25 protein-coding genes are annotated in these 26936 nt (G+C 69.7%); 14 read left to right on the forward strand and 11 right to left on the reverse strand.

The window, feature by feature from the left end; genetic code table 11:
• Positions 1 to 21: 21 nt before the first annotated feature.
• The 4 genes from M3190_RS09940 to M3190_RS09955 all read left to right on the forward strand — a co-directional run bounded on the left by M3190_RS09940 (position 22) and on the right by M3190_RS09955 (position 3567).
• The gene (locus M3190_RS09940; protein WP_251580839.1) at positions 22 to 1053 is read left to right on the forward strand and encodes an LLM class flavin-dependent oxidoreductase; all 1032 of its coding nucleotides are present in this window, start codon (positions 22 to 24) and stop codon (positions 1051 to 1053) included.
• Positions 1054 to 1088: 35 nt separating this feature from the next.
• Positions 1089 to 2438: an MFS transporter gene (locus M3190_RS09945; protein WP_251580848.1), complete on the forward strand. Its 1350-nt coding sequence runs from the start codon at positions 1089 to 1091 to the stop codon at positions 2436 to 2438.
• 20 nt (positions 2439 to 2458) lie between these two features.
• Positions 2459 to 3220, forward strand: coding sequence for an SGNH/GDSL hydrolase family protein (locus tag M3190_RS09950; protein ID WP_251580850.1), 762 nt, complete (start codon positions 2459 to 2461; stop codon positions 3218 to 3220).
• 89 nt (positions 3221 to 3309) lie between these two features.
• Positions 3310 to 3567: a DUF6458 family protein gene (locus tag M3190_RS09955; protein WP_251580852.1), complete on the forward strand. Its 258-nt coding sequence runs from the start codon at positions 3310 to 3312 to the stop codon at positions 3565 to 3567.
• Between the two features lie 56 nt (positions 3568 to 3623).
• Here the strand turns inward: M3190_RS09955 and M3190_RS09960 are convergent, their stop codons facing one another.
• Positions 3624 to 4937: an MFS transporter gene (locus M3190_RS09960; protein WP_251580854.1), complete on the reverse strand. Its 1314-nt coding sequence runs from the start codon at positions 4935 to 4937 to the stop codon at positions 3624 to 3626.
• A 66-nt stretch (positions 4938 to 5003) separates the two neighbouring features.
• Between M3190_RS09960 and M3190_RS09965 the strand changes: the two genes are divergently transcribed.
• Positions 5004 to 5306, forward strand: a complete 303-nt coding sequence (locus M3190_RS09965) for a DUF427 domain-containing protein (RefSeq protein ID WP_251580856.1) — start codon at positions 5004 to 5006, stop codon at positions 5304 to 5306.
• A 13-nt stretch (positions 5307 to 5319) separates the two neighbouring features.
• Here the strand turns inward: M3190_RS09965 and M3190_RS09970 are convergent, their stop codons facing one another.
• Positions 5320 to 7020, reverse strand: a complete 1701-nt coding sequence (locus tag M3190_RS09970; protein ID WP_251580858.1) for a glycoside hydrolase family 35 protein — start codon at positions 7018 to 7020, stop codon at positions 5320 to 5322.
• Between the two features lie 85 nt (positions 7021 to 7105).
• Between M3190_RS09970 and M3190_RS09975 the strand changes: the two genes are divergently transcribed.
• Genes M3190_RS09975 through M3190_RS09990 form a run of 4 tightly spaced genes read left to right on the forward strand, consistent with a single transcriptional unit; the run spans position 7106 to position 14004 of the window.
• On the forward strand, positions 7106 to 8206 hold the full coding sequence (locus M3190_RS09975; RefSeq protein WP_251580860.1) for a LacI family DNA-binding transcriptional regulator: 1101 nt from the start codon (positions 7106 to 7108) through the stop codon (positions 8204 to 8206).
• On the forward strand, positions 8203 to 10245 hold the full coding sequence (locus M3190_RS09980) for a glycoside hydrolase family 31 protein (RefSeq protein WP_251580862.1): 2043 nt from the start codon (positions 8203 to 8205) through the stop codon (positions 10243 to 10245). The genes M3190_RS09975 and M3190_RS09980 overlap by 4 nt, the downstream gene beginning before the upstream one ends.
• Before the next feature lie 28 nt (positions 10246 to 10273).
• Positions 10274 to 11743 carry an alpha-N-arabinofuranosidase gene (locus tag M3190_RS09985; RefSeq protein ID WP_251580864.1) on the forward strand — a complete coding sequence of 490 codons (1470 nt, stop codon included), beginning with the start codon at positions 10274 to 10276 and terminating at the stop codon, positions 11741 to 11743.
• Positions 11740 to 14004, forward strand: coding sequence for a beta-L-arabinofuranosidase domain-containing protein (locus tag M3190_RS09990; RefSeq protein ID WP_251580866.1), 2265 nt, complete (start codon positions 11740 to 11742; stop codon positions 14002 to 14004). The genes M3190_RS09985 and M3190_RS09990 overlap by 4 nt, the downstream gene beginning before the upstream one ends.
• 18 nt (positions 14005 to 14022) lie before the next feature.
• Here the strand turns inward: M3190_RS09990 and M3190_RS09995 are convergent, their stop codons facing one another.
• From M3190_RS09995 to M3190_RS10015, 5 genes are read right to left on the reverse strand one after another with little or no spacing between them, the layout of a single operon-like run.
• Positions 14023 to 15333: a glycoside hydrolase family 27 protein gene (locus tag M3190_RS09995; RefSeq protein ID WP_251580868.1), complete on the reverse strand. Its 1311-nt coding sequence runs from the start codon at positions 15331 to 15333 to the stop codon at positions 14023 to 14025.
• Positions 15334 to 15352: 19 nt separating this feature from the next.
• Positions 15353 to 16636: an ROK family transcriptional regulator gene (locus M3190_RS10000; protein WP_251580870.1), complete on the reverse strand. Its 1284-nt coding sequence runs from the start codon at positions 16634 to 16636 to the stop codon at positions 15353 to 15355.
• A 31-nt stretch (positions 16637 to 16667) separates the two neighbouring features.
• On the reverse strand, positions 16668 to 17516 hold the full coding sequence (locus M3190_RS10005; protein ID WP_251580872.1) for a carbohydrate ABC transporter permease: 849 nt from the start codon (positions 17514 to 17516) through the stop codon (positions 16668 to 16670).
• Positions 17513 to 18520 (reverse strand): carbohydrate ABC transporter permease, encoded by a 1008-nt coding sequence (locus M3190_RS10010; protein WP_251580874.1) that lies wholly within the window; start codon positions 18518 to 18520, stop codon positions 17513 to 17515. Before M3190_RS10010 ends, M3190_RS10005 begins: the two co-directional genes overlap by 4 nt.
• The gene (locus M3190_RS10015; protein ID WP_251580876.1) at positions 18517 to 19761 is read right to left on the reverse strand and encodes an ABC transporter substrate-binding protein; all 1245 of its coding nucleotides are present in this window, start codon (positions 19759 to 19761) and stop codon (positions 18517 to 18519) included. The genes M3190_RS10010 and M3190_RS10015 overlap by 4 nt, the downstream gene beginning before the upstream one ends.
• Positions 19762 to 19951: 190 nt before the next feature.
• Here M3190_RS10015 and M3190_RS10020 point away from each other — a divergent pair, with 190 nt between their 5' ends.
• Entirely contained in the window at positions 19952 to 21178 is a 1227-nt protein-coding gene (locus M3190_RS10020; protein ID WP_251580878.1) for an ROK family transcriptional regulator, read from the forward strand.
• A 98-nt stretch (positions 21179 to 21276) separates the two neighbouring features.
• Here the strand turns inward: M3190_RS10020 and M3190_RS10025 are convergent, their stop codons facing one another.
• From M3190_RS10025 to M3190_RS10035, 3 genes are read right to left on the reverse strand one after another with little or no spacing between them, the layout of a single operon-like run.
• Complete coding sequence (locus tag M3190_RS10025) at positions 21277 to 22023, reverse strand: phosphotransferase family protein (RefSeq protein WP_251580880.1); 747 nt, start codon at positions 22021 to 22023, stop codon at positions 21277 to 21279.
• 44 nt (positions 22024 to 22067) lie between these two features.
• Positions 22068 to 22292, reverse strand: coding sequence for a helix-turn-helix domain-containing protein (locus M3190_RS10030; RefSeq protein WP_251580882.1), 225 nt, complete (start codon positions 22290 to 22292; stop codon positions 22068 to 22070).
• Entirely contained in the window at positions 22292 to 22756 is a 465-nt protein-coding gene (locus M3190_RS10035) for a DUF2975 domain-containing protein (RefSeq protein WP_251580884.1), read from the reverse strand. The genes M3190_RS10030 and M3190_RS10035 overlap by 1 nt, the downstream gene beginning before the upstream one ends.
• Positions 22757 to 22842: 86 nt before the next feature.
• Here M3190_RS10035 and M3190_RS15535 point away from each other — a divergent pair, with 86 nt between their 5' ends.
• Entirely contained in the window at positions 22843 to 23775 is a 933-nt protein-coding gene (locus M3190_RS15535) for an AEC family transporter (protein ID WP_251580886.1), read from the forward strand.
• Positions 23776 to 23788: 13 nt separating this feature from the next.
• Here M3190_RS15535 and M3190_RS10045 read toward each other — a convergent pair whose 3' ends face one another.
• Positions 23789 to 24550, reverse strand: a complete 762-nt coding sequence (locus M3190_RS10045) for an SDR family oxidoreductase (RefSeq protein WP_251580888.1) — start codon at positions 24548 to 24550, stop codon at positions 23789 to 23791.
• A gap of 136 nt (positions 24551 to 24686) precedes the next feature.
• Between M3190_RS10045 and M3190_RS10050 the strand changes: the two genes are divergently transcribed.
• From M3190_RS10050 to M3190_RS10060, 3 genes are read left to right on the forward strand one after another with little or no spacing between them, the layout of a single operon-like run.
• On the forward strand, positions 24687 to 25157 hold the full coding sequence (locus M3190_RS10050; protein WP_251580890.1) for an NfeD family protein: 471 nt from the start codon (positions 24687 to 24689) through the stop codon (positions 25155 to 25157).
• Complete coding sequence (locus M3190_RS10055; RefSeq protein WP_251580893.1) at positions 25154 to 26098, forward strand: SPFH domain-containing protein; 945 nt, start codon at positions 25154 to 25156, stop codon at positions 26096 to 26098. The genes M3190_RS10050 and M3190_RS10055 overlap by 4 nt, the downstream gene beginning before the upstream one ends.
• Positions 26095 to 26868 carry a glycerophosphodiester phosphodiesterase family protein gene (locus M3190_RS10060; protein WP_251580895.1) on the forward strand — a complete coding sequence of 258 codons (774 nt, stop codon included), beginning with the start codon at positions 26095 to 26097 and terminating at the stop codon, positions 26866 to 26868. Before M3190_RS10055 ends, M3190_RS10060 begins: the two co-directional genes overlap by 4 nt.
• Positions 26869 to 26936 lie beyond the last annotated feature (68 nt).

Genomic DNA, 26936 nt, shown 5'->3' on the forward strand with positions numbered 1-26936 from the left:
AGCTGAATGAAAGGGACGGACATGACCGCAGTGGAGCTCGGGCTCGACACCTTCGGGGACATCACGGTGGACGAGCACGGGGAGAGGGTGTCCGGCGCGCAGGCGATCCGGAACCTCCTCGCCCAGGCGACTCTCGCCGACCAGGTGGGCGTCGACTTCATCGGCGTGGGCGAGCACCATAGAGCCGAGTACGCGGTCTCCAGTCCCGAGATCGTCCTCTCCGCGATCGCCGCACGCACCGAGCGGATCCGGGTGGGCACGGCGGTCACGGTGCTCTCGAGCGACGATCCGGTGCGCGTGTACGAGCGATTCGCGACGCTTGCGGCGATCTCGGAGGGCCGGGCAGAGGTGATCCTCGGGCGCGGATCCTTCATCGAGTCCTTCCCGCTCTTCGGGTTCGACCTCTCCGACTACGAGACGCTCTTCGAGGAGCGCCTCGAGCTCTTCTCCCTGCTGCGTCAGGAGAAGCCCGTCACCTGGCAGGGGACCACCCGTCCCGCGCTGCAGGGGGCGGATGTCTTCCCGAAGACGGAGAACGGGATCCGCGCCTGGGTCGGCGTCGGCGGTTCGCCGGAGTCCGTCATCCGCACCGCGCGCTACGGGTACGGCCTCATGCTCGCGATCATCGGCGGTCCGGCGGCGCGGTTCCGGCCCTACGTCGACCTGTACCACCGCGCGATCGGCGAGCTCGGCACCGAGGCGCAGCCCATCGGCATCCACTCACCCGGCCACATCGCCGACACCGATGAGCAGGCGTGGGAGGAGGCCTACCCGGGGTTCGAGGCGCAGAACAACACGATCGGGCGCGACCGCGGGTGGCCGCCGTACAGCCGGATGCGGTTCCAGCACGAGATCGGACCCGAGGGATCCATCTACGCGGGATCGCCCGAGACGGTCGCCCGGAAGATCGCCGACACGATCACGACCCTCGGCGCGGGGCGTTTCGACCTCAAGTACGCGAACGGCACGCTCGGGCACGACAAGCTCCTGCGTTCGGTCGAACTGTACGGAACGAAGGTCATCCCGCTCGTGCGCGAGATGCTCGGCGAGTGACCCGCGGAGGGCCGAGCGCCTCATACGATGCAGGGATGACCGCGACCCCGACGCGCACGCTGACCCAGCGACTCGACCGGCTGCCGTTCACGCGCACACACCTCCGGGTGCTGACCGGATCCGGCGCCGGATGGGCGCTCGACGCCATGGACGTCGGGCTCATCTCGTTCGTGATCGCCGCCCTCGTGAACGAGTGGCAGCTGACGACGGCGGAGACGTCGTGGATCGCGTCCGCGGGCTTCGCCGGCATGGCGATCGGCGCCACCGTCGGCGGGCTCCTGGCCGACCGGATCGGCCGGCGATCGGTCTTCGCCCTGACGCTGCTCGTGTACGGCGTCGCGACGGGCGCGAGCGCGCTCGCGGGCGGGCTCGTCGCCCTCATCGCGCTGCGGTTCCTCGTCGGACTGGGGCTCGGTGCCGAGCTGCCGGTGGCGAGCACGTACGTGAGCGAGTTCGCGCCGGCGCGGATGCGGGGGCGCATCATCGTCGTGCTCGAAGCCTTCTGGGCGGTCGGATGGACCGCATCCGCGCTCATCGGGTACCTCGTGATCCCCTCCGTTCCGGAGGGGTGGCGATGGGCGCTCGCGATCGGCGCGATCCCCGCCGTCTATGCGCTCGTCGTCCGCTGGGCCCTCCCCGAGTCGCCGCGCTGGCTCTCCTCCCGCGGACGTGTGACGGACGCCGACCGCGTGGTGACGGGGCTCGAGTCCTCGCCCGCCGTGTTCGGTCGCGTCGCTCCGTCGGTCGCGGAAGCACCCGACCCGGGGGTCGCTCCCGCCACGACCGTCGCGGCGCGCCTGCGGGGACTGTGGGCGCCCGCGGTCCGCGTCCGGACCGCGGCCCTCTGGGTGGTGTGGTTCTGCGTCAACTTCTCGTACTACGGCGCCTTCATCTGGATTCCGACGCTGCTCGTGTCGCAGGGGTTCGGCCTGGTGCGCAGCTTCGAGTTCACGCTCATCATCACGCTCGCGCAGGTGCCCGGATATGCGGTCGCCGCCTGGCTCATCGAGGTGTGGGGTCGCCGCGCGACCCTGTCCGTCTTCCTCGCGGGTTCGGCTGTCGCTGCGATCCTCTTCGGGCAGGCGACGTCCGTCCCCGCGATCCTCGCGACCGGGATGGCGCTGTCCTTCTTCAACCTCGGCGCGTGGGGTGCGCTGTACGCCGTGACCCCCGAGACGTATCCGACGTCGCTGCGCGCGACGGGAGCGGGATGGGCCGCCGGCGTCGGTCGCATCGCGTCGATCCTCGCGCCACCGGCTGTTCCCGCCCTGCAGGCCATGGGCGGCATCCCCGCGGTCTTCATCGTCCTGAGTGCCTTCTTCGCCGTGGCCGCGGCGGCGACGTGGGGTCTCGCCGAATCCCGCGGGCGGAGCCTCGCGGAGTGAGTGGCTCCTACGCTGGAGGGATGCCGCAGGACATCCGCTACGTCGCGATCGGGGATTCGTTCACGGAAGGCGTCGGCGATGAGCTGCCCGATGGGACCGTCCGCGGGTGGGCGGACCTCGTGGCGCAGGGATGGGCGGACTCACGCGGCGCCCCGATCTCGTACGCGAACCTCGCGATCCGCGGCAAGCTCATGCAGCCGATCGTGGAGGAGCAGCTGGAGCGAGCGCTCGCCCTGCACCCGACGCACCTCTCGTTCAACGGGGGCGGCAACGACATGCTGCGGCCCCGGACGCCCATCTCCCGCATCGCGGACGCGTTCACCCATGTCCTGCGCCGGTGCGACGAGGAGGGCGTGACGATGATCGTCCTCTCCGGTGCGAACCCCTCTGCGCAGCTGCCCCTGCCGCGACTGATCCAGCGGCGGGGCGACGAGCTGTCGCGGGCCGTGGTCGACCGCATCCGGGGGAGGGACGACCTCGTCGTCGCGCTGAACTGGCCGGACCGGGAGCTCTCTGACCCCTCGTTCTGGTCCGACGACCGGCTGCACATGAACTCCCGCGGGCACCACCGGGTGGCGGCGCGCGTGCTCGAGGCGCTGGGGGAGCGGGCCCCCGACGGATGGTGGCGGCTCGAGGAGGAGGACACTGCGGTCGCGCTCGGCCGTGGCCGCTACTTCCGCGAGCACCTCGGACCCTGGCTGCGGCGGCGTCTGACCGGCACCTCGTCCGGGGACGGGCGCGAGCCGAAGTTCGCCGACTGGATCCCCGTCGAGCCGCGCTGACCCCTGGATCGGCGTCCTGTCAAGAGGATCCAGGAATCTGGGAGGGTCCGGGATGATCGGAGCACACAGCCTAGAAAGGGAGTGTGCGCATGAGCATCGGAACCGGAATCGTGCTGTTCGTCATCGGGGCCATCCTGGTGTTCGCCGTCAATGTCGACGTCCAGTACGTCAACCTCGACATGATCGGCTACATCCTCATGGTCGCCGGCGCTGTCGTCTTCATCATCGGTCTCGTGCTGATGCTGCGGCGGCGTTCCAGCGAGTCGACCGTCCGAACGGTCGACCCTGTCGCGGGGGAGCGGGTCACCCGCTCCGAGACGCGCACGTCGGGAGACGGCACGTACTGACACGCTGCAGGACCTCGAAGGCCCGTCTGTGAGACGGGCCTTCGTCGTGTGTGCCGTCAGCGACGAGGCCGACGGGGCGGATCCATTCCGATGTGGATGCGGGTGCGTCGACGCTCGATGCTGATGAACGTCGCTCCGAGGATCCACAGCGGGATCTGGACCAGGAAGGCGATGCGGAAGGCCTCGAGCCGGTAGGTGTCGGGCGTGCCGGCACCCTGGAGGTCGAGCACGAAGCCGATCGCGAAGATCGCCAGAAGCGCGGCGAGGAATCCCCCCGCATTCGTGACGCCGGTCGCGGTGCTGAGTCGATGCGACGGATTGTGCGTGCGGGCGTGGTCGAACGCGATCATGGAGGCGGGACCGCCCATCGCCAGGGCCACGAGGAGGATGATGAGCAGCCAGAGCGGCGCAGGACCCGGCCACACGATGACGGCCGACCAGGCGACGATCTGGAACCCGACCGCAGGGAGCACGAGCGCGCGGGAGCGGTGGAGCGGGGCGCGGCGCGAGAGCTCGCCCAGAACGGGGCCGAGGGCCATCCCGGCGAACACGTAGAGCGACGTGAGGGCGCCGGCCTCGGCGACCGTTCTCCCCTCGCCCGCCGTGAGATAAGGGAAGCCCCACAGCAGGATGAAGGCCGTCCCGGCGAAGGGCGTCGTGAAGTGCGACCAGAACGCGAGGCGTGTGCCGGGGTGAGCGAGCGCGGCGCGGATGCCGACACCCGTGTCGATCGTCGAGGTGACGACGCGGATCGCCCCGGTGTCCGTGTCGACGCTCACATCGCGGACGCGGTCGGGCGGCCGGTTGCGGACGAGGGCGAAGACGAGGACCGCGAACAGGACGCACAGCCCGGCGATGCCGCCGAAGGTGACCGACCACGACGTGGCGTGCAGGATCGTGGCGATCGGGATGACGGCGACCAGCTGTCCCGCCTGCCCGAGGATTCCGGTCAGTTGCACCATCAACGGTCCGCGCTGGGCGGGGAACCAGGTGGCGACGAGACGGAGGACGGCCGGGAAGACGGCCGCGTCGCCGGCACCGAGGAGCATGCGCGCGACGATGGCGACACCCACGCTGGGGGAGAGGGCCATCGTCAGCTGGCCGACCGCCATGAGAAGCATGCCGATCGTCATGATCGGCCGAGAGCCGAATCTGTCGAGGAGGATCCCGACGGGGATCTGCATGCCGCCGTAGACCGCGAGCTGGACGACGGCGAAGAGCGACAGCGTCGCGGCGTCGGCCTGGAATCTGTCCGCGGCGTCGACGCCGACGGCAGCCAGGGACGTGCGATTGGTGACCGCGAGGACGTAGGCCGCCACGCCCGTGCCCCAGATGATCCACGCACGCACGCCCGGACCGGTTCCCCTCACCCCGCCCACGCTACTCTGCCGCGGGCGTACGCTGGCTCCACCCCACCCGGGCGAACGGAGGACGACATGAAGGCCACCATCGGCGACACGGTCATCGCAGAGGCGGATGACGACGAGATCATCCGCATCGAGGGGAACGCGTACTTCCCCCCGTCGTCCGTGAAGGAGGGGGCGCTGGTCGAGAGTCCCACCCCGTACACGTGTCCGTGGAAGGGAGAGTGCCAGTACTTCCACATCGAAGCCGGTTCGGAACGACTCGCCGACGGCGCGTGGTCCTACCCGAACCCGTACCCCTCCGCCTTCGAGAGGGTGGGGAAGGACTTCTCGGGCTACGTCGCGTTCTCGCCGGGGGTCACTGTCCGAGCCTGACGCGCCGTCGGCCTCACTCGTGCAGCGGGCCGAGCTCGGCGGCGGCGACGAATCGCGCCGTCACGGGGCGCGGCTGCTCGAGTTCGACGACCGTGATCCTGTTCCGCCCGGCGCGCGTGACCGGAGCGGGCACGTAGAGCGTTCGCTGCGGACCGTTGGACCAGTACCGACCGAGGAGGAAGTCGCCCACGAAGGCGTATCCCTTGCCCCATCCGGTCGTGTCGAGGAACAGGTCCGTCGGAGCATCGAGATCGAAGGCGCCGTCGGCCACCAACAGCTCGGGCGCCGCCGCCGCCTCCGCCAAGAGGACGGGCGCGGTGGTCCAGCCGGCGAGCTCGACGCCGTCGACCGTGACCGGCCCGATCAGGCCCTTGACCTCACCCAGCCGTTCGTCGTAGTTCACACGGCCCTGCTCCTCGAGGAGGATCGAGAGGTGCCGCCCGGCGGGCAGGCGCAGCGCGTGTTCGTGGCGGGTGCGCGAGAGCGAGCCGACGCGGATGCCGTCGACCGACACCCAGGCGTGGTCCCGTACCTCTCCGATCTCGAGGGTGCCGCCGGTGAAGCCCTCCGCCAGCGAGCATTCGTAGCGCAGCAGCGTGCCGGTGTGCCCGGCATCCTCGAACGTGACGATCCCCGCCAGCGCCGAGGATGACGCGGATGTCGCGGGGGCCGCGACAAGATCCACGTCGAACTGCGGGCGGCGTGCGGAGGCCGCCGGCGTCTCGGCGGGGACGGGCGCGTACTTCGCGATGACCTCACGGAAGGCGTGGAACTTCTCGGTCGGATCGCCTGCCTCGTCGAGCGGCGCGTCGTAGTCGTACGACGTCGTGATCGGCAGGTAGCGACCCTTGTCGTTCGCACCGTTGTTGGTGCCGAAGTTGCTGCCGCCGTGGAACATGTAGATGTTGACGGAGGCGCCGGCGGCCAGGAGGTCGTCCAACTCACGGGCGGCGGTCGCCGCATCCGTCGTGTGATGCTGCCCGCCCCACCAGTCGAACCAGCCGTCCCAGAACTCCGAGCACATCAAGGGGCCCGTCGGCTGATGGGCCCGCAGCGTCGCGAGCCGCTCGTGCGCCCGGGATCCGAAGGAGCCGGTGAGGTGCAGTCCGGGGAGGGAACCCGCAGCCAGCATGTCGTCCTCGGGCTGATCGACCGTCGTGAGCGGCACGGTGATGCCGGCGTCGCGCGTGACCCGGACGAGCTCGGCGAGGTAGTCCTTGTCCGACCCGTAGGCGCCGTACTCGTTCTCGATCTGAACGAGGATCACGTTGCCGCCGCGGTCGATCTGCCGGGGAGCGACGACGCGGTACACGCGGCGCAGGTACGTCTCGAGCGCAGCCTGGTACACGGCATCCGTCCGCCGCAGCCGGATGCCGGGTGTCGCCGTCAGCCACGTGGGCAATCCGCCGTTGTGCCACTCGGCGCAGATGTATGGTCCGGGTCGGACGATGGCGTGCATGCCCTCGGCGGCGATGAGGTCGAGGAACCGGCCGAGGTCGAGCCCGCCGGTCTCGGTCCACTGGCCCTCGACGGGTTCGTGGGCGTTCCAGGCGACATAGGTCTCGATGGCGTTGAGACCCATGAGGCGGGCTTTGCGGATGCGGTCGGCCCAGTCTCCCGGGTGGACCCGGAAGTAGTGCAGCGCGCCCGAGATGACGCGATGCGGCCGGCCGTCCAGCAGGAAGTCGCGGTCGCCGATGGCGAAAGTGCTCATGTGATCTCCGCTCGGGGGCCTGCGGTCCGGCGTTCGCGTGACGGAGGTGCCGCGTCGTCGCGTGAACTGCTATGTTTACGCAATCATGTCGCCTCAGCGTAGCACGCGACCGGCTCCCGACGAGGGCGTCGTCACCCCCGCCGCCGAACCCGCGGTGCGTCGGGGCGGTACCCCGCACGGCGGGCCGACGCAGGCCGACGTCGCACGGCATGCGGGCGTCTCGGCGCAGACGGTGTCGCGCGTCGTGACAGGTGCTGCGCGGGTCGACGAGCCGACCCGGGAACGCGTCCTCGCGAGCATGCGCGAGCTCGGCTACCGGCCCAACCGTGCCGCCCGCGCATTGCGTTCCGCCCGCTACCGCAGCATCGGCGTGGTCATGAGTGACCTCACCTCGTACGGCAGCGTTCGGACATGGGAGGCGATCTCGCGGGCGGGCGCCGCCTCCGGATACGCGGTCGCGCTCGTGCCGACGGCGCGCTTCGATCGCGCGGCGGTGACCGAGGCGATCGAGCGCGCCCGCGATCAGGCCGTCGACGGCCTCGTCATCGCGATCGGCGATCACCTCTCGGCGGGGGAGGACCTTCCGCTGCCGGACGACATCCCCGTCGTCGTCGTGGATGCCTCGGCCCTCGAGGATCGCTCCTTCGTCGACACCGATCAGACGATGGGCGCCGGCCAAGCCGTCGGGCACCTGCTCGCGCTCGGTCACCGCACGGTCCACCACGTCGCGGGGCCTGTCAACTCGTACTCCGCAGTGCGCCGCGAGGACGGCTGGCGGACCGCCCTGGCCGCGGCGGGCCGCGACGTGCCGGGGGTGGAGCGCGGCGACTGGAGCGCGCTGTCCGGCTACGCCGCGGGCTGCCGGCTGCGCGACCGCCCGGACGTGACCGCCGTCTTCGCGGCGAACGATCAGATGGCGCTCGGTGTCCTTCGCGCACTCCACGAGACGGGCGTCGCCGTGCCGGCTCGGGTCAGCGTCGTGGGATTCGACGACATGCCCGAGGCGGCGCAGTTCTGGCCGCCGCTGACCTCCGTCCACCAGGAGTTCGACGAGGTCGGCCGCGCCGCCGTCGACGTCCTCCTCACCCGCATCGACGACGCGGCGGCCCTCCGCCGTCTGCTCGTGCCCACCCGACTGGTCGTGCGAGGCAGCACGGCCCCCGTCCTTCGAAAGGCGACCCCATGACGTTCCACACCTCCGACACCGGCGTCCTCTGGCGCGGGGACGGGCAGACCGTATCCATCCAGGCATGGGGGCGCGGCGTCCGAGTCCGCGCGTCGCTCGGCGCCGTCGACGACGCGCCGGGCGCACTCGTCGAGGTCTCGGACACCCGTGCGGCTGTGACCGTCGACGGGGCCGTCGCGACGGTCGCCGCCGGCGGGGTGTGTGTCGTGGCTGAGGAGGACGACTACAACGACTGGTCGACCGGGTTCTACACGACCCGGCTGCGGCTGCGAGTGCAGGATGCCGAGGGTCGGCTGCTGTTCGAGGAGATCACCGACGGCGGCGCACTCAAGCTCGCGGCGCGCGAATTCCGTCCCACCGAGGGTGGCGACCACCGACTGCGGCTCAGCCTCGCCACCCCGGCGGACGAGCACCTCGTGGGGATGGGCCTGTATCAGCAGGACGTCGTCGACCTGAAGGGATCGGTGCTCGAACTCGCGCACCGGAACTCGCAGACCTCCGTCCCCTTCGTGGTCTCCAGCGCGGGGTACGGCTTCCTCTGGAACCTCCCCGCGGTCGGGCGCGCCGTCTTCGGCACAAACCGGACGGAGTGGGAGGCCGAGAGCGCCACCCAGTTCGACTGGTGGGTGTGCGCCGATCCGCGCCCGGCCCAGATCGCCGCCGCCTACGCCGAAGCGACCGGCCACGCGCCGATGATGCCCGAGTACGGGCTCGGCTTCTGGCAGTGCAAGCTGCGGTACTCGACGCAGGAGGAGCTGCTGAGCGTGGCGCGGGAGTACCGACGTCGCGGCATCCCGATCGACGTCATCGTCGCCGACTTCTTCCACTGGCGGTGGATGGGGGACTGGCGTTTCGAGGAGGAATACTGGCCGGACCCGGCGGCGATGACCGCAGAGCTGCGGGAACTCGGCATCGAGCTCATGGTGTCGGTATGGCCGCAGGTGGCCGCGGAGTCGGAGAACTTCGCCGAGCTCCGCGACGGCAACATGCTCGTGCGCACACGACGTGGCATCGACGTCCAGTACTACTTCGACGGGCAGTACACCAGGTTCCTCGATGTCACCGAGCCGCGTGCACGGGAGTTCCTGTGGCGCAAGCTGGCCGAGAACTACGGTGCCTACGGCATCTCCGCCTTCTGGCTCGACGAGGCCGAGCCCGAGTACGGCGCTTACCATTTCGAGAACTACCGGCTCGCCGCGGGCCCCAGCGCGCAGGTCGCCAACCTCTACCCGCGGGAATTCACCCGCGCGATCGCCGACGGCCTGCGCTCGGAGGGCAACGAGCAGCCGGTCTCGCTCGTCCGCGCGGCCTGGGCCGGGTCGCAGCGGCACGGTGCGCTCGTGTGGTCGGGGGACGTGCACTCGACCTTCGCGGACCTGCGAGCGCAGATCGCCGCAGGCGTCCACATGGGCGCCGCCGGCATCCCCTGGTTCACGACGGACATCGGCGGCTTCACGGGTGGAGACGTGCGGGAACCGGCCTTCCACGAGCTGCTGATCCGCTGGTTCCAGTTCGGCGCGTTCAGTCCCGTCATGCGCTTGCACGGCGACCGCGTGCCCGGCACGCCGATCGTCGATCCGCAAGGTGTCGCGCGCGTCGGAACGGGTGCCGACAACGAGGTGTGGAGCTTCGGCCCGGAGATCGAAGCGGTGCTCGTCGCCTACATCCGCCTGCGAGAGGACCTCCGCGACTACACGCGAGCCGCGATGGCGGACGCCCACCACGAGGGCTCGCCGGTCATGCGGGGCATGTTCTTCGAGTTCCCGGACGACGAGGCCGCCTGGACGACTCCCGGACAGTACCTCTTCGGCCCCGACATCCTGGTCGCCCCCGTCACCGAGCCCGGCGCCACCCGATGGGACGTGTACCTGCCGGCGGGACCGGAGTGGACCGATGCGCGGACCGGCGAGGTCCACTCGGGCGGTCAGACGGTCACCGTGGACGCCCCCCTCGCATCCATCCCGATCTTCCACCGGGGCGGGCGCGTCGGCCGGGCGCTCGCGCGACTCGCCGATCTCCCCGACCTTCCCCACCCCTGAAGCCGCCACGACTCGACGGAGAGCATCCATGAGCATCATCACCGCCACCACCCGCGCCCACCGCATCGACCGCCGGATCTACGGGCAGTTCGCCGAACACCTCGGACGCGGGATCTATGAAGGCCTGTGGGTCGGGGAGCAGGACGAGATCGCCCACAAGAACGGGCTGCGCACGGACGCGATCTCCGCACTCCGCGAGATCAGAGTCCCCGTGGTCCGCTGGCCCGGCGGCTGCTTCGCCGACGAGTACCACTGGCTCGGCGGTGTCGGCCCGACCGAGCAGCGCCGAGCGATGGTCAACACGCACTGGGGCGGGGTCGTCGACCCGAACACCTTCGGCACGCACGAGTACTTCGAGCTCCTACATCAGCTGGACGCCGAAGCATACGTCAACGGCAATGTCGGCAGCGGCACCGTCGCCGAGATGCAGGACTGGATCGAGTACATGACACTCGACAGGCACACCCCGATGGCCGAGCTCCGCCGGGCCCACGGACGTGAACAGCCCTGGAAGCTGCAGTTCTTCGGGGTCGGCAACGAGAGCTGGGGATGCGGCGGCAACATGCTCCCGCTCCACTACGCCAACCTGTACCGCCAATACCAGACGTTCGTGCGCGACTACGGTGACAGCCACGTCGCCAAGGTCGCCTGCGGGGCCAACGCGGACGACTACGAGTGGACCGATGTCCTCATGGCGCGTGCCGCCGGGCACATGGACGCGCTGAGCCTGCACTACTACACGCTCCCCACGGGAGAGTGGGACGTGAAGGGCGCGGCACTGTCCTTCGACGACGCGGCGTGGTACGACACCATCCACCGCACGCGGATGATGGACACGCTGCTGCGCCGCCACGGCGAGATCATGGACCGGCACGACCCCGCCCGTCGCGTGGGGCTCTTCGTCGACGAGTGGGGCACGTGGTACGACGTCGAACAGGGGACGAACCCCGGCTTCCTCTACCAGCAGAACACGATGCGTGACGCGATCGTCGCGGCGGTGAACTTCCACATCTTCCACCGCCACGCCGCGCGGGTGCGGATGACGAACATCGCGCAGATGGTCAACGTGCTGCAGGCGATGCTCCTCACCGACGGCCCGCGCATGGTGAAGACGCCCACGTTCCACGCGTTCGGGCTGTACGTCGACCACCAGGACGCCGAGTTCGTCGCGACGACGGATGCCGCGGGCCGTGCCGAGGGCCCCGCTGCGGCGCATCTCGACCACACCGTCAGCGTGAAGGACGACGTCTACACCGTCAGTGTCGTCAACTGGGACCTGAACGCGGAGTCCGAGCTCGTGCTGCGGCTGCCGGAACGCGTCGGCGAGGTGGTCAGCGCACGGATGCTGCACGCCGCGGCATCCGCTCACAACACCTTCGACGAGCCGGAGGCCGTCGCACCCGTCGACTTCACCGGGGCGGTCGTCCAGGGGAGCGACCTGCGGCTCGCCGTTCCGCCGCGGAGCATCGTCACGGTGCGCGTCCGGGCTGCCGGATGACGACGACCGCGGGCCGAGGGGGAGTGGAGCCGTTCCCCCTCGGGGCGGTCACGCTCACCGCGGGACCGTTCGCGCGGGCGAAGGAGCTGGCGCTGCAGTCCGCGCTGCAGCTCGACCCCGACAGGCTCCTCGCGCCGTTCCGCCGTGAGTCGGGCCTCCCGACCGGGCCGGGATACGGCGGCTGGGAGGCGGACGGCCTGGACGGCCACACGCTCGGACACGCCCTCAGCGCCCTGGCGGCGCACGCCGCGAGCGGATCCGCTGCGGCGCGAGCGCGCATGGAGCAGATCCTGGGAGCCCTCCGCGAGTGTCAGCTCGCCCTCGGGACCGGCTACATCGGCGGCGTCCCGGACGGGGTCGCGCTCTGGGACGAGATCGCCGACGGTCGCGTCGAGGCGCAGACGTTCGACCTCGACGGGCGGTGGGCGCCCCTTTACAACCTGCACAAGACGCTGACAGGGCTCGTCGACGCCGTCGTGTACGCGGGTTCGGGATCGGCCCGGGTGATCGCCGAGGAGCACGTCCGGTGGTGGGTGCGCACGTTCGCCGCGTTGACGGACGCGCGGGTCGAGCAGGTGCTGCGCACGGAGCCGGGTGGACTGACAGCGACCTTCGCGCGATGGGCCGAGGCGACCGGCGACACCGCGGCGTGGGAGCTGGCGCAGCGACTCGCGGTCCGGTCCTTCCTCGAGCCGCTCGCGGCGGGCTCGGATCCGCTCGACGGCCGACATGCGAACGCGCACATCCCGCTTGCCGTCGGCTATGCGGTCCTCGCGCGGATGGGTGCGCCGGCCGAGTACGGCCGCGCGGCGGACACGTTCTGGGAGAGTGTCGTCGGGCATCGCACGACGTCGATCGGCGGCAACAGCGTCAGCGAGCATTTCCCTCCCCGCGACGATTGGTCGAGCATGTTCACCGCGCGCGAGGGGCCGGAGACCTGCAACACCGTCAACATGGTGGAGCTGGCGCGCGAGATGTACCGCCGCTCGGGCGACCCCGCTCACCTCGCCTACATCGAACGCGCCCTCAGCGCGCACCTCCTCTCGGCGCAGCATCCCGAGCACGGCGGCATCGTCTACTTCACGTCGCACCGCCCCGGGCACCACCGTGTCTCCTCGCGACCCGAGGCCGGGTTCTGGTGCTGCATGGGCACCGGTCTGGAGGCGCCCTCCCGCTACGCGCTCTCGGTGTTCGGAAGAGCGCCCGGCCGCATCGACGTGCAGGTCCTCATCGCGGCCCGGCTCGAGGACGACGGCATTGTCGTCGAGGTCGGGACGTCCCGTCCGTTCGGGGACGATGCGATCATCACCGTCACGACGACCGCACCCCGGCGTCTGGCACTGCGCGTCCGTGTGCCCGACGGGGTCGTGCCCGGGTGCGCCGTCGCGCGTGTCGGCGGCGACACCGTGCACCCGTCGAGCGAGGGATGGCTCGAACTCGACCGGGAATGGCAGGGGCGCAGCACCGTGGAGGTGGAGCTGCCGCCCGTGCTGCGCTGGGAGCGCCCGCCGGGCGTCGAGGGGTGGGGCTGGATCGTCGACGGCCCGAGGGTTCTCGCAGAACGGCTGCCGGAGCCCGCCGTGGATCCGCGGGGAACGGATGCCCGGATGGGGCACATCGCCCGTGGCGCACTCCTCCCGCTCGCGGACACGCCGATCCTCGCGCCGGATGACCTCATCCGTGCCGAGCGGCGCGACGGGGGGATCGTCGTCCTCCCGCCGACATCCGCGCACGATGAGGTCGTCCTCGAGCCCTTCGCCGCGCTCCACGACGACCGCTACGTCCTCTCGTTCCCGGTGGCGTCAGAGGCGGATGCCGGGCGTCGGCGTGCCGAGCTGGTCGCCGAGGACGCCCGTGCCGACGCCCTCGACGCCCGGACGCTCGATGTGATCGCCTTCGGTCAGCAGCAGCCCGAATCCGACCATGGACTCGCCCTCGTGGATTCCGAGTCCGGCTACGACGAGGGCGCGCACTGGCGTCGCTTCCGCGCCGAGGGTGCATTCACGCTGCAGGACTGGAGTGCCACCGCGGTGAGTCTGCGGATCGCGTGGCTCGCCGACGATGTCCCGCGCAGGATCGCCGTCACGCTCGACGGCCACCTGCTGCTGGACCGGACGATCGATCCGCTGGACGAGCCGGTGCTCGACTTCGACCTCAGCGCACACGCCGATGGGAGGGTGCTGTGGGCGCTCGCCATCGGCGGCGCGGAGGGCACTCCTCGGCTCACCGAGGTGCGGATGATGAGCGCGCGGCTCGGGTAGTCCGCGCCGCGCGCCGGGTCATCCGTCGAATCGCCAGAACACGCATCCGTGGGGCGGGAGTGCGACGTTGAACGCCCGGGAGTCCGGGGCGACTCCGCGGACGGTGGAGTCGCCGGCGCGCGCGGGCCGCGTGGGGACGGATGCGCCGGTCCACACGTCGATTACGGCGTGCGCGGTGCGACCGAAGCCGAGGTCGCGAGAATCGAGCGTCGCCGTGAGCGGCGCCTCGGTCGTGTTGACGCCGGCGATCCACGTCGTCCCGCCGCCGACGGCGCGCCACAGCACCAGTCCATGCTCCCGGCGGATCTCGCCGCTGCTGTCCGCGCGGGTGAGCAGGTCGAGGATCCCGGGGTTCCTCAGCATCGCGATCGTTCCCGGGTCGGTCGTGGGGAGGTCGCCGCCGAACATCAGTGGGGAGCGGGCGATGACCCAGAGGGTGAGGAGCGAGCGCCGCTCGTCGGGGCTCAGCGCGTCTTCGCGGGGCTCGCCGCGTTCCGCGCGGATGCCGATCCGGCCGAGCGGCAGCATGTCGGCGTCCGGCCAGGCGCCGCGCCCGGCGTGCGGTGCCCACCGTGCCATACGGCCGAGATTGTCCGCTACGTCCTCCCAGCGGTCCCAGACGTCGTCGCAGATGCGCCACATGCTGGCGTGGCCCGTCAGGTGATCCAGGTGCGCGGCCGAGAGGTCGCGGCCGGGGGAGAGGCTCAGCACGATCTGCCGGTCCGCGGCGGCGACGGCGTCGCTGTAGGCGGCGATGTCGCGCTCCTGGTACGGCCACAGCATGTCATCGGCCTTGATGAGGTCCACGCCCCATTGGTCGTAGAGCGCCACAGTGGAGCGGTAGTACCCGGCGGCATCCGGGTGGTCGTGGTCGATCCCCACGAAGTGCGGATTCCACTCGCAGTCGTTGGCGGGGTCGGCGAGGTCGGCGAGCGGCGTTTCCGTGCCGTGGACCAGCAGGCCGTGGGCGATCGCCCGCCGCGGGATGCCGCGCATCACATGCAATCCGAAGTTCAGGCCGAGGGCATGGACCTGCTCCGCGAGCGGTCTAAACCCGAGGCCACCCGCTGAGGACGGGAAGCGTCCCGGATCGGGCTGCAGGCGACCGGCCCCGTCCAGGTGCAGACGTGCATCGTCGTTGTAGCCGTGCGAACGCGCATCCGGGTCCGCCCAGTCGGCGTCGACGACGATCGTGTCCCACCCGGCGTCGCGCAGGTGCTCGGCCATGAAGCGCGCGTTGGCCAGGACCTCGGCCTCGGTCACGGTCGTGCCGTAGCAGTCCCAGCTGTTCCATCCCATCGGCGGGCGGTTCGGGCGTGCGAGGACCATGGATCTCCTGTCGTCGTGCTCAGCCGGCGACGGCCTGAGGGGCGGATGCCGCCGGCGTCGCGCCGACGAGAGCGGGAGTGACGGGCGACTCGACGCGCGGGCGCATGCGGCGGGCCAGTGCTCGGGTGTCGAGGTACTGCTCGAAGGCGAGGACGGCCATCCCTGTCGCGACGCTGTTGACCCGCACGGGCGAGACGTCGAGCGCGAGCCGGGCGGCGGTCAGTTCGGGCGCGCGCTCCGCCAGCGCTGCGCGGGTGGCGGGGAGCAGCACGTCGCCGAGCGCCCACGCCGTCCATCCGGTGAGGGTGAGCACCTCCGGGTTGAGCACCGCGACGATGTCGGACAGTGCGATGCCGAGATAGCGCGCGGTGCGCGCGAGGGTTTCGGAGGCCGCCGGGTCGTCCGCGGCCTCACCCAGGCCCTGGATGAACTCGCGCTGGTGCAGTCCCAGCAGGTCATGGGTTCCAGCGATGTCCCGCAGGGTCTGCCGGATGCCGGGGACGCCGACGTACGCCTCGACGCACCCACGCCGCCCGCAGCGGCAGGTGCGGCCGTCGAGCTCGAGCACCGTGTGCCCCCATTCGCCGGCACTGCGCGTCGCGCCGCGCAGAACGCGACCCTCGACGATGATGCCGGCTCCCACGCCGGTGCCGAGGTTCACGACGACGGCGGTCGAGCGTCCGCGTGCGGTTCCGAACCAGACCTCGGAGTGCCCCACCGCCTGCAGCGGGTTGGCGGTCACGAGTGCGCTCGGCAGGTGAGGACGCAGACGGTCTTCGAGGTCTCGAGTGTGGGTGGCCCACGCCGGGGTGGATGCCGTGCCACGGGGGTCGGTCGAGGTCAGACCCGGCAGCCCCAGCCCCGCGCCGAGGAGGTGATCCGCATGCCGTCCGCTGCGCTGCAGCGCCTGCGACACGGCGTGCAGGATGGCTTCGGCGATCCGATCGGTCGAGTCCCACGCCTCGTCCACGTCGACGTTGGCTGCGGCGATCTCGCTGAGAGCGGCGTCGAACACGACAGCCCGGATGTAGGTCTCGGCGACGTCGATCCCGAGGAGCGCCCCACCGGCCCCGTCGATGCGCAACAGCGTGGTGGGACGTCCCGCGCCCCCGTTGTCGACGCCGGCATCCGCGATCAGGCCGTCGTCGCGGAGCTCCGTGACGAGGTTCGACACGGTCGCCGCGCTCAGTCCGGTCGCCCGGGCGAGATCCGTGCGGGTCGCGGTCCCGCCCACGGCGAGAGCTCGGACGAGCTCCCGCCGTGAGGCGTCGCGGATCTCACTCGAGGAACGCGTGCGGGTCATGTCGTCGCGGGGCCGGGACCCGAGCTGATGCTCAGGCGCCACCGAGGCCGGTCTCGGCGACACCGCGCAGCAGCCACCGCTGCAGCAGGATGAACACCAGCAGGACGGGGATCGACGCGAGGAACCCGGCGGCGAACAGTCCGGTGTAGTCGAAGGTCTGCGCCGTGATGAACGACGAGAGGTAGACCTGGACCGTGAGCGCTCCGAAGCCGGTCCCCGCCACCACCAGGGGCCAGAGGAATGCGTTCCACGCACCGAGGAATCCGAGCACGGTCAGCGCGGCGGCGAACGTCAGCGAGTTCGGCAGCACCACGCGGACGAACGTGCCGATGTAGCCGAGCCCGTCGAGTTTGCCGGCCTCCTCCAGTTCTTTGGGGAAGGACAGGAAGAACTGTCGGAACAGGAAGACGTTGAACGCCGTGAACAGCGTCGGGACGACGATGCCCTGGAGCGTCTCGGTCCAGCCCAACCACGACACGATGAGGTAGTTGGGCAGGAAGGTGGTGGCGCTGGGGATCAGCAGCATCGTCACGGTCACCGCGAGCAGGAACTTCGACGCCCGGTTCGGGATGCGGGCGAGCCCGTACCCGGCCAGGGCGCCGATGACGATCTGGCCGACCGTCATCGAGACCGCCATGATGGTCGAGGTGATCAGCGACTGCCCGAATCGCTCGTCCGCGAAGATCTCGGCGAACTTGCCCCAGTTGGGGTCGGCGGGCCACCAGACGAACTGTTTCGACGTGACATCGGACGGCTGCGACACCGCCGTCTTGACCATCACGTACAGAGGCAGCAGGAACAGGATCGCGAGGACGACGAGCACGATGTAGCGCAGCGTCAGCTCCACACGCCGGCGCACGGGGTTTCCGACGACGGTCATGATGCACGCTCCTTCCGTGCGCCCCGGCGGGGCGCCTTCGTCTCATCCGCAGATCCGAATCCGAAGAAGCGGGACTGCAGGAGGGCGACCAGAACGACGACCGCCGTCACGACGAACGCGCCGGCTGCGCCCTTGCCGTAGTCCAGCTGCTGGAACGACAGGTTGTAGATGTACAGCAGAGGAGGACGCACGGACGGGATGGTCCGGACGAGGTTGTAGAACTCGTCGAATGCCTGGAAGGCGGCGACCAGCAGGAGCAGCATGACGGCCGCGGTGGTGGGCCGCAGCTGCGGCCAGGTGATGGCGAAGAACCGACGCGGCCCGCGTGAGAGCCCGTCGAGGGCTGCCGCTTCATACAGCGTGTCGGGGATCCGCTGCAGGCCCGCGATGAACAGCAGCATGTAGAAGCCGACCTGCAGCCAGAGGCGCACGCTGACGATGACGACCCAGTAGTACGGGGACTGCGTCAGCCACGCGGTCACCGGATCGAGCCCGAACGCTTGCAGCACCGAGTTGGCGACCGAGGAAGTCGACCCGCTGAAGATGCCGAGCTTCCAGATGAGAGAGGCGATCACGTACGAGAACGCCGTCGGCAGGAAGAACACGGAGCGGAAGAAGGCGCGTGCGACCGGGAGGTTCGCGACCAGCATCGCCAGCAGCAGGGACACGATCAGCGTGGTGGGCACGACCAGGATCGCGAAGATCGTGAACGACAGGAGCGACGACAGGAAGCTCGGATCGGTCAGCAGGGCGACGTAGTTGTCGAACCAGACGAAGTCGGTCGGCGTGATGGTCGCGACCGCGCGGGTGAAGCTCAGGTAGAAGCCCCAGAACAGCGCGATGATGCTGAAGATCACCAGGCCGATGAAGAAGGGGCCGACGAAGAGCCAGAACGCACGTCGCGTGCCGCGGATCGGGCGGCGCCCGCGCGGCACGGTGGGCGGGGGAGTGGGCCGGTGGCCCGGGTCTGAGACCCGGGCCACCGGAGGCGTGAGCTGAGTCACTGCAGTGTGTCCAGCATGCCCTGCATCGTGGACTGCGCTGCCGACAGTTCGGACTTCGCGTCCGCGCCGTCGACGACGATGCGGGTGACCGCGTCGGTCAGGGCCGTGCTCATCGCGGGCGTGTAGTAGGGGCCGCCGGTCCAGCCATACTCGGTCGTCAGGTCGACGATCTGCTTCGCCACACCGTCACCGAGGGTCTCCGCCTGGTCGCGGGCGTCCTTCAGCGGCGGGATGTGGAAGCCGTACGTGGTGCTGAACTCGATCTGCCAGTCGGTGTCGTCGATCCACTGCTGCTTGGCGATCTCCTTGGCCTTCTCGATCTTTCCGGACTTGCCGGCGACCACCTCGTTCCACTGGGACACGCCGACGATGGGCTGGCCGCCCTCGAGCGCGGGCACCGGGAAGGCAGCGACGTCGTCCCCGAGTGCCTCCTTGATGGCGGGGATGGCCCACAGGCCCTGCCAGCTCATGGCGACATCACCGGCGATGAAGGAGGTCGGGTCCCACCAGTCGGTCGGTGCACCCATGAGCAGCGAGCCGGAGTCGTAGAGCTCGTGGGCGGACGTGAGCGCCTCGGCGAGCTCGGGCGACTCGAGCGACACGGTCGTGTTGCCGTCGTCGATGATGCCGCCGGGCGCTGCCGGGGGAAGGTTGGCGGCGAGGATGCCGGCGCCGCCGTCGTTGCCGAGGAAGAGACCCTTGTGGTCGGCGTTCGTGAGCTTCTTCGCCGCCTCGACCAGTTCGTCCCACGTCTCGGGGACCTCGACGCCGGCCTCTTCGAACATGGAGGGCCGGTAGATGAACAGCTGAGCGTCCGTGATCATCGGGATGCCGTAGTACTTGCCGTCGATCGTCACGGGCTTGAGTGCGATCGGGAGGATCTGGTCCTTGATGGGCTCGACGAGATCGGTCAGGTCGGCGTACTGGCCCTGGCGCGCCGCCTCGACGTTGATCGCGTTGTATTCGAACAGGTCGATGCCTTTGCCGGAGGCGAGCAGTGCGTTCACGCGCTGCGCATAGTCGCCCTCGACCCACTGCAGGTCGATCTCGGCGTCCTCGTAGTCGTCCGCCCAGCGGTTGACCGCCTCCTGGACGCCCTCCTCGCCGTACTGGTGGTAGAACTGCGTGATCGGTCCGTCTGCGCCGCCGCCGGCGTTGCTGGAGCAACCGGAGATCAACAGCGCGGATGCGCCGAGGAATGCTGCTGTGACTGCGAGCTTGCGTCGCGTGGGTGATGTCATCCTTCTCGCCTCTCTGCGGGATGGTGACGGCGATACGGGAGTCTGATCGGTCCGCCGTCGCACCGATCGGCATTAATCTAATGCTTAAAAGAAGGGGTGGTCTACCCCCAATCCGATAACGGTTCGGACTCTGGCAGTATTCAGGCAGACATTCGCGGGATCGACCGTGGATCCGGAAGAGGGCACCAGCGTGGGTAAGAGATCGTCGCGTGACATCCGCAGCGAGTCGCGGCTCGACGTCCTGCATGCCCTGCTGTCCTCCGGCACCTCGACGCGCGGGGAGCTCGCGCAGGCAACCGGGCTGAGCGTCGCCACCGTGGCCACGATCGTCCAGGAGCTTCGGGGGGAGGGGCTGGTCGCGGATGCCGGCAGTTCCGCCCTCGGGGCTGGCAGGCCCACCACGATGCTCCGTGTGAACGGCGACCGCGGCCGCATCCTCGGCATCGACGTCGCGGAGACGTACGTCCGCGCCATCGTCTTCGACGCCGCCCTCGAGGAGGTGGGATCCGTCGAGGTGCCGATGGACGACTCGCTGCCGTCGGTGAGCAGCGTCACCGAGAGCATCGTCCGCGCCGTCGACCGTGCGCTGAGTGAGACCGACGTCGACCGGGCGCGCGTCCTGGGGGCGGGTGTCGCGCTTCCGGGGCTGATCAGCGCCGAGGAGTCGGCGGATGCCGTCGCGCCCCGATGGGCCGCGCGCAACGTGGAGGTGCTCCACCGCTTGCGGCAGCGCATCGGCCTTCCGCTCGTTGTCGAGAACCCGCTGAAGGCGATCGCCACAGCGGAGCTGTGGTTCGGCCGGGGCCGTACGGCGTCGTCGATGGTGATCGCGAACCTCGGTACCGGCGTCGGAGCCGGCATCGTGCTCGACGGCAAGATCCTCCGCGGCGCCACACACAGCGCAGGGGAGTGGGGGCACGCGGTCCTCGTCCTCGACGGTCGTTCCTGCCGCTGTGGTCGGCTCGGCTGCGTGGAGGCGTATGTCGGTGCTCCCGGCATCCAGCAGACGCTCCGCGAGATCGCGCCGGAACACGATCTCGCACGCGTGCCGCAACGCGAGTTCATCGACGGGCTCGCTCGCACGCACCGCGCGTCCGGGGGAGATCCGGTCGTCGAGGAGGTCCTCACGCGCACCGCGCACTACCTCGGCGTGGCTCTCGGGGACCTCGCGTCGATCATCGATCCCGAGGTGATGATGCTCACGGGATGGACCGCGTGGGCGCTCGGTGAAGACCTGGTGGACCCGACGAAGGCCGAGCTGCAGCGGCGCGCGCCGGCGGGAGCGACGGCGGCCGTGGAGCTCGGCGTCTCGACGGTCCGAGGCAGTTCCGTCGCGATCGGCATGGCGACGCTCGCCTTCGAACGGTTCCTCGGCGACGTCGGGCTGTCCACGACCCGTTTGCCGCTGGCGCTCTGACGCCCGAGCATTCACGGCGCCGGCGAGGGGAGCCGGACGGATTGCCCACCGTCGTCCGGTGATCACCGAGTTGACATAATGTGCATTATCGGATGTGCTCAGTCGAGCATGCGAGCTCGGAGGACGTCGAACTCGCATCCGGCCGCATCCGGATCGAACCCGTGCTCGATCAACCACCTCGCTGCGGTCAAGCTCCGGAAGGACCACCAGCCTCGGATGACGGATCTGTCGACGCCGTCCTCGCCGTACCCCGCGAGCAGGTCGTCCAGACGCTCTTCGTGCCCGAGCGTCAGGATGGCCAGATCGAACATCGGATCGCCCGGAGCCGCCTCGGACCAGTCGATCACCCCGGTCACCTCATCGCCGTCGACGAACACGTGGGTGATCTGGAGATCGCCGTGGATGAACGCGGGTTTCCACGGTCGGAGCGCCATCTCGGCGATCGCCTGATTGCGGTCGATCACCTCGGCGGGAAGCACAGCGTTCCCGCGCAGCCAGGCGCACTCCCGCGCGAGCTCGGCAGACACGTCTGCGACGGAGACCCCGGGCCATGGCGGCAGTGGCGCGTCGTGCATGCGCCGGATCGACGCGCCCGTCGCCGTCCACGCCGCCCGTGACGCCGTGGACGGCTCGCCCAGGACCCCGAGGGCCGTTCCTCGGACCTTCTCGATCGCCAGGACGGGCGGCTGGTGCCAGCGGATCGGCGGTGTCGGTAGCGGCGCGGAGGCCATGGCGCGAGCCTCTCGTTCCGACCGCGCCGCATCCGCGTCGATCTTCACGAATATGTCGCCGACACGCAGCGTGGCCCGCTCCGCGTGCGCGACGATCACCTCGATGCTGTCCACGGCGTCATCCTGGCAGAGGGTCTCGGCTGTGTGCCCTGCTGCCATCAGGGTTCGGTGTGCGGTCGATCCGGCTCCCACCGCAGGAGATCCCCCGGCTGGCACTGCAGTGCCTCGCACAAGGCGTCGAGCGTCGTGAACCGCACCGCTTTCGCGCGCCCGTTCTTCAGGACGGCGAGATTGGCGGGAGTGATCCCGATACGAGCGGCGAGGTCGCCGACGGCCATCTTGCGCCGCGCGAGCATGACGTCGATGTCGACGACGATCGGCATCAGACCACCTCGTCCAGTTCCGTGCGCATCTCGATCGCCTTGCGCAGGAGCGACCGCATCACGACGACGACGAGGGCGACTCCCCCGGTCGCGACCGCGGCGCCGTAGATGAGACCGACGACGCCGGGAGCGATGCCACCGGGTACGAGGAGAGTGGCGAGGCCGGCTGTGAGGACGGCAGCCACGCTGATCGCACCGATGACCACATCGACGAATCGGAAGGCGCCGGCGGAGAAGACGACGTCGACGGCGGCCATGGACACGAGCCGCCAGATGCAGACGGCCACGACCTGCAGACACAACACCCAGAGTCCGAGGATGACCACGGCGGTGACCCGCCACCCTGCGGCGGTCGATGCGAGGTCCCTCCAGATCAGAGGGAGGATGCCGACCTGCACGAGCAGGGAGCCTGCCAGCGACACCACGAGGATGACGCGCAGAGTGAGGATGGTCGTGCGACTCATGATCGCCTTTCGATAATGATATATCGAAAAACGATACCCACTCCCCCGCGTCCGACGCAACCGCCGCGGCGTCCTAGGCTCGACATGTGCTCGCAGTTCTCACGGGATTCGTCGTCATCGGCGTCGCCATCGCCGTGGGCTGGGTCATCGGGCGCATCGACCTGCTCGGGCCGACCGGAGGTCAGGTCCTCAGCAGGCTGACGTTCTTCGTGCTGAGCCCATTCCTGCTGTTCGTCGTGCTGTCCCAGGCGGACGTCCGCACGCTGTTCTCGTCGCTGCTTCCCGTCTCGGCGATCGCCGCAGTCGTGATCTTCGCGATCTTCGTGTTCGTCTCGCGTTTCGTCTGGCGACGCCCCGCCGGGGAGGTGCTGATCGGTGCCCTTTCCGCCGGACAGGTGAACTCCAACAACATCGGCATCCCGCTCTCGCTCTACGTCCTCGGAAGCGCGGCGTTCCCCGCCCCGGTCATCCTCTTCCAGCTCCTCGTCCTCACCCCCGTCACGATGGCGATCTTCGAAGCTCTCGCCTCCCCCACCGGGCGACGACCATGGCCGATCCTTCGGCGAACGGTCACCAATCCGATCGTCGTCGGTTCGCTCCTGGGCACGATCGCGTCGGCGACCGGCATCCCGCTCCCGCCGATCGTTCTCGATCCCCTGCAGCTGGTCGCGAACGCCGCCGTCCCGATCCTGCTGATCAGCTACGGCATCTCACTGAACGGCCAGCGCGTCCTGGGCCCGTCGGGACGTCGTCGGGACATCCTCCTGGCCACCGGATTGAAACTGGTCGCCATGCCCGCCGTCGCCTGGGCGGTGGCCGCGCTGTTGTTCCGGCTCTCCCCCGCCGAGGTGCTCGTCGTCACGGTCCTCGCCGCACTCCCCACGGCGCAGAACGTGTTCAACTACGCACAGCGATACGACACGGGCCGGACGATCGCGCGCGACACCGTGTTCCTGACGACGCTCGGATGCGTCCCCGTGCTCTTCCTCGTCGTGCTCTTGCTCGGCCCGGGAGCCTGAGCGCCAGACGCCCTCAGACGCCGAACGAGCTGGTGTCGCCGATGAGTCGGGTGTGATCGGCCGGGACCGGCTCGACGGCCGCGCGGGCGACCTCCGCCGCGAACTCCGAGACGTTGTAGAGCTTCCCGGCGCTCTCGCGGCGTTCCGCGATGGCTCCCGGGTTGGCGCGCTCGAGCAGGGTCGCTGTGATCGTGCCTTCGATCATGTCGCCCGAGACGACCACGAACTCGATGCCCTGCTCCGTGAGCAACGGAATCCGCTCCCGCAGGGCGTCCTCACCGGCGCGCTTGGACTTCGCGACCGGCTCGTACTCGGGCATCGTGGGCGTGGTCTCGATGAAGTGCGCCTGGTGGCTCGTGACGAAGACGACGCGGCTGCCCGCGGCCATGAGCGGCAGCGCCGCCTCGAGTGCACCCACCTGAGCGTCACGGTTGAGGGTGAGCGCGTAGTCCTCGGCCATGCCGCCCTCCATGCCTCCGGAGGCGTTCAGCACGAGGATGTCGAGCGAACCGAAGCGTTCCTTCACAGCCGAGAACATCTCCGCGACGGATGCCGCCTCCGTGAGGTCCGCCCCGACCGTCAGCACGTCGACTCCGAGCGCGCGCAGCTCGGTCGCGAGCTTCTCGGCTCGCGGCGCCTTGTTGCGGAAGTTGATGACGACGTTGGCGCCCGCCTGGGCGAGGTACCGCGCGGTGTCGGCGCCGATCCCGCGGGACGATCCGGTGACGAGGGCGGTCTTGCCGGTCAGGGATGCGGCGGGAACGGGCTGCGACATGGGGAACTCCTGCGGGCTTCTCGGCGGGTGCGCGAGACGGATGGGTCGAGCTCGAGCCTATCAATCGAGGCGGTTCCGCCTGGGCGTCGACAGCGGTTGGTAGGGTGCGAGGACACGCGCACCGAAGGAGCCGACGATGTTCCCCGATCTCATCCAGTACCTGTGGATCGGATGGCTCGTGCTCGCGGTCCTCTTCGTCATCATCGAGCTGCTGACGCTCGAGTTCACGTTCCTGATGCTCGCCGCCGGCACTCTCGTCGGCGGTCTCGGGGTGAATCTCGCGGGCGGCGTGTGGTGGCTTCAAGTGCTCGCGGCGGCTGCGGTGTCGGCCCTCCTGCTGTTCACCATCCGTCCGCTCCTCCTGCGTGCCCTCCACCGGTCGAGTCAGCACATCCCCACGAATGTCGACGCCCTCACGGGGATGTCCGCCAGAGTCGTCGCGGCATTCACCGACGGTGACGGCTCGGTCAAGCTCGACAACGGCGAGACCTGGACCGCGCGACTCATCGATGCCTCGGCATCCGTCGTGCCCGGTCAACGCGTCACCGTCACCGCCGTCCGCGGCGCCACCGTCCTGGTGGCACCCGAAGAAGGGAACCCCGCATGACCCTCCCCGCCCGCGTCGACGTCGGCGCATTCGTCGGCCAGATCTTCATCGTCGTCCTGCTGGTCGTCGTCGCGATCTTCGTGGTCGTCGTCCTCTTCCGATCCATCCGCATCATCCCGCAGGCGTACTCGGGAGTGGTCGAGCGACTGGGCCGCTACCAGCGCACCCTCTCCCCCGGCCTCAATCTCCTGATCCCGTTCATCGACCGGCTGCTGCCGCTCGTGGACATGCGCGAGCAGGTCGTGTCCTTCCCGCCGCAGCCGGTGATCACCGAGGACAACCTCGTCGTCTCCATCGACACGGTGGTGTACTTCCAGGTCACGGACGCGCGCGCGGCGACCTACGAGATCAACAACTATCTCGGTGCGGTGGAACAGCTCACCACGACGACGCTCCGCAACGTCGTGGGTGGCCTCAACCTCGAAGAGGCCCTGACGAGCCGCGACAACATCAACACCCAGCTCCGGGTCGTGCTCGACGAGGCGACCGGCAAGTGGGGCATCCGCGTCTCGCGTGTGGAGCTCAAGGCGATCGACCCGCCGGTGTCGATCCAGGACTCGATGGAGAAGCAGATGCGCGCGGAGCGCGACCGGCGCGCGGCGATCCTCACCGCGGAAGGGTCCAAGCAGTCGCAGATCCTCGAGGCCGAGGGGCGTCGACAGGCGGAGATCCTCCGTGCCGAGGGCGACAAGCAGGCCGCCGTGCTGCGAGCCCAAGGCGAGGCCGAAGCCATTCATTCGGTCTTCGACGCCATCCACAAGGGCGACCCCGACGAGAAGCTTCTCGCCTACCAGTACCTGCAGATGCTGCCGAAGATCAGCGAGAGCTCCTCGAGCAAACTCTGGATCATCCCGAGCGAGTTCACCGATGCGCTGAAGTCCTTCAGCACGGCCTTCGGGGGCGCCGACACGCGCCCGGACGGGACGACCCCCGCGTCATGACGCATCCGTGGTTCCTCGGCGAGGACGCGCCGAGGGTCCTCGCCCATCGCGGCTTCGTCCCCTCCGACTCCGAGAACGTCGTGGAGAATTCCGTCGCCGCCCTCGCCGCCGCCCGCGCGGCCGGGACGGTCTACCTCGAGTCCGACTGCCACGTCACGGCCGACGGAGATGTCGTGCTCTTCCACGATCGGGATCTGCGCCGGATCACCGGGGACCCTCGCCCTGTGGCCACCGTGCGCACGCGCGAGTTGGCGGAGATCATGTCCACACGGGGCGGGCTCGCCGTGCTGCCCGACGTACTTCACGCGTTTCCGGACGCGCGTTTCAACCTGGACGTGAAGGCGGATGCCGCCGCCGCAGCCGTCGGCACGCTCACCGCCCGCGAGTCGGACCGTGTGCTCCTCACGAGCTTCTCCGACACGCGCCGCGGCGTCGCCCTGGCCGCCTCGAGGGCACGCGGCGGTGAACCTGCGACCTCGGCCGGCACCGGAACGCTCGCGCGGGTCCTCGCCGCTGTGACGGCACGTCTCCCCCGTCTGGCTGCGCGTCGCCTCTCGGGGATCGACGCGCTGCAGATCCCCGAGCGGCACCGCGGCATACGGGTGCTGTCGCGACGTCTCGTCGATGTCGCTCATTCGGCCGGCGTCGAGGTGCACGTCTGGACCGTCGACGACCCGATACGGATGCGGCGACTCTGGGACACGGGTGTCGACGGTGTCGTCACGGACCGGACGGACATAGCCGTCGCCGCGAGGCTGTCTCGCCTATAACCGCCGGTCCTGGAGATCGGCTGTGAATAGCACACTCGCTGAGGTCTTCTCGGATGATCCGCACAGGT

Source organism: Microbacterium oleivorans, assembly GCF_023715745.1.
GTDB lineage: Bacteria > Actinomycetota > Actinomycetes > Actinomycetales > Microbacteriaceae > Microbacterium > Microbacterium oleivorans_D.